Origin of the sequence: Nitrospira sp. BLG_1, assembly GCF_047338595.1 — a bacterium.
Taxonomy (GTDB): domain Bacteria; phylum Nitrospirota; class Nitrospiria; order Nitrospirales; family Nitrospiraceae; genus Nitrospira_D.
Map to the genome: position 1 here is coordinate 1 of NZ_JBLFBO010000103.1, position 2,614 is coordinate 2,614.

General features: G+C 58.6%; 1 protein-coding gene and 1 pseudogene. One reads left to right on the forward strand and one right to left on the reverse strand.

All coding sequences use genetic code 11. The annotated features are described in order from the left end of the window. The coding region (locus ACMTNU_RS20420; RefSeq protein ID WP_413937134.1) for an efflux RND transporter permease subunit at positions 1-2,235 on the forward strand (2,235 nt) is incomplete at its 5' end. A gap of 176 nt (positions 2,236-2,411) precedes the next feature. On the opposite strand, the pseudogene ACMTNU_RS20425 reads toward ACMTNU_RS20420, so the two are convergent. Then, positions 2,412-2,614: pseudogene (locus ACMTNU_RS20425) on the reverse strand (nitrate oxidoreductase subunit beta); the annotation flags it as partial.

A 2,614-nucleotide genomic window follows, 5' to 3' on the forward strand; every position in this document is an offset into this window, starting at 1 on the left:
GGCGTGTACCTCGGTATCTGGGCGGTCCCCGGCGTCAACGAGATCGAGGTCGGGCACCGCCTGCGCGACGAGGTTGACCGAATTCGTCCGACGTTGCCGAGCGATATCGACATGAAACTCGTCTGGGACAGCACCATGTTCATCCGGAATGCTCTGACGGAAATCTCCAAGACGCTGTCCGAAACAATTCTGATCGTCGCCGTGGTGGTGTTTCTCTTCATGGGATCAGTCCGCACGGCTCTTGTCCCGCTGGTGGCGATACCGGTCTCGTTGATCGGAGCCGCGCTCTTCCTGACCGCCTTTGGATTCAGCCTCAATCTGCTCACGCTACTCGCGATTGTGTTGTCCGTTGGGCTGGTTGTGGACGACGCCATCGTCGTCGTAGAGAACGTAGAACGGCACGTGCGTCTTGGCAAATCCAGAATTGAAGCCGCACGAGCAGCCGCACGTGAACTGCTTGGTCCTATCATCGCCATGACCATCACCCTCGCCACCGTCTATGCGCCCATCGGCTTTCAGGGAGGGCTCACCGGATCCCTGTTCCTCGAATTTGCCATCACACTGGCCGTCGCCGTGGTCTTGTCCGGGGTCGTCGCCATCACGCTCTCGCCTGTGATGAGTTCACGATTTGTCCATCCTCAGGGCAAAGAAGGTCGATTGACCGCGTTCGTCAACCGACGGTTCGAAGAAGCGCGGAGACTCTATGCCACACTGCTTAATGGCGCTCTCACAATGAACGGAGGAATCGTGGCGGCTGCCGTCTTCATCATGATCGCAGCCTGGCCGCTCTATCACTTTTCCCGTCAGGAGCTGGCTCCCGTAGAGGACCAGAACCACATCAGTCTCTTCTTCGAGGCCTCACCGGATTCCACGGTGCATGCGACGAACCGTCAACACTTCCAGATCGTCAAAGCAATTACCGCCATCCCTGAAACAGACTACACCTGGTCGCTCACTACCGCATGGGGCGGATTCGGCGGGATCGTCGCGAAGGATTGGCACGATCGAGCCCGCTCGACGGAAGGCATGTACAACGATGTGTATGGGGCAGTCTCCCAAGTCCCGGGATTGCGGGTCTTCCCCCGACTCGATCCACCGCTTCCGACTCCGGGACAATACGACGTCGAGCTCATTCTTGAATCCGACGCACCCGCTGAGCAACTACTTGAAACCGTTGGTACTCTCTTAGGCGCAGGCTGGCAAAGCGGCAAGTTCCTCTACGTGGACACCGACCTCAAGATCGACCTCCCGCAAGCCAGGGTCGTGCTGGATCGTGAGCGACTCGCAGACTTGGGATTCGATTTAGCCGGAGTCGGCCGTGAGCTTGGCACCATGCTCGGCGGGGCCTACGTCAACCGGTTCAACTACTTCGACCGGAGCTACAAAGTCATCCCGCAACTCGGCGACAAAGACCGCGCGACGATCGACCCGCTGCTGGACTTGAAGATCAAGACGCCAGGCGGCCAGTTGGTGCCGGTCTCAACCTTCGCCCACATCGAAACGAGCACAGCGCCACGCAGCTTGAACCGCTTCCAGCAGCGGAACGCCGTCCGCATCTTCGGTGGGCTCAAACCGGGCGCCACTAAAGAAGAAGGCCTGCGGGTGCTCGAAGAGGCCGCGATGGCGGTCGGCCCAAGAATCATCCTCGACTATGCCGGCGAATCGCGCCAGCTCCGTCAGGAAGGGGCAGCCCTCACCGTCACTCTCGGCTTTGCCGTCGTCCTGATTTATTTGGTCCTGGCAGCCCAGTTCAAAAGCTTCCGCGATCCGCTGATCGTGCTTCTTGGTTCGGTCCCGCTCGCTATCTCCGGCGCATTGGTGGTCAGCTTTCTCGATCTGACGACCATCAATATTTATTCTCAGGTCGGGCTGATTACATTAGTCGGCCTCATCGCCAAGAACGGGATTCTCATCGTGGAGTTTGCCAATCAGCTACAGGCCAGAGGGCTGTCGAGACTTGCCGCCATCCGCGAAGCCTCGTTAACCAGACTGCGACCGGTGTTGATGACCTCGGCCGCCACCATTTTCGGCCATTTCCCCCTGGTGCTCGCCTCAGGGCCTGGAGCGGCGGCTCGCAATAGCATCGGTATGATGCTCGTCACCGGCATGACGGTCGGCACCCTCTTTACCCTCTTTGTGGTCCCAGTGTTCTACTTGTTGATCGCCGCAGAACATCAATCGGCTCCAGCACCGGAAAACGAGCCAGGCACACCACTCCTCCCAGCAGAAGCATAGGCCACTTGTGTGGCCTATGCCACGTGAGCAATCGAGAAGGACTGTAACCCATTTGGCCTTCGAAGGGTGGTGAACCGGAAACTATGCGGCTCGCAAACGCGCTGGTCTCAAAAAGATGGGGTGGAGCCCCTGTTTGGAACCCCACCCCTCTTCCTACCTCTCTGGTGCTTCCTGACTTATAACCAGGTCACCCGTTCGGCCGGCCGAATGTAGATCGGCTCTTCCACTTGAATACGGGCCACTTCCTTCCCGGACTTATTGAAGCCCAGGACCGTGTCGTTATACATCTCAAATCGCTTCCCGTGGATCTGGGTCTCAAACACTTTTGGCCCAGGGATCACATCGTAGCGGAACACGATCTGCTGGCTGGCTCTCCAGA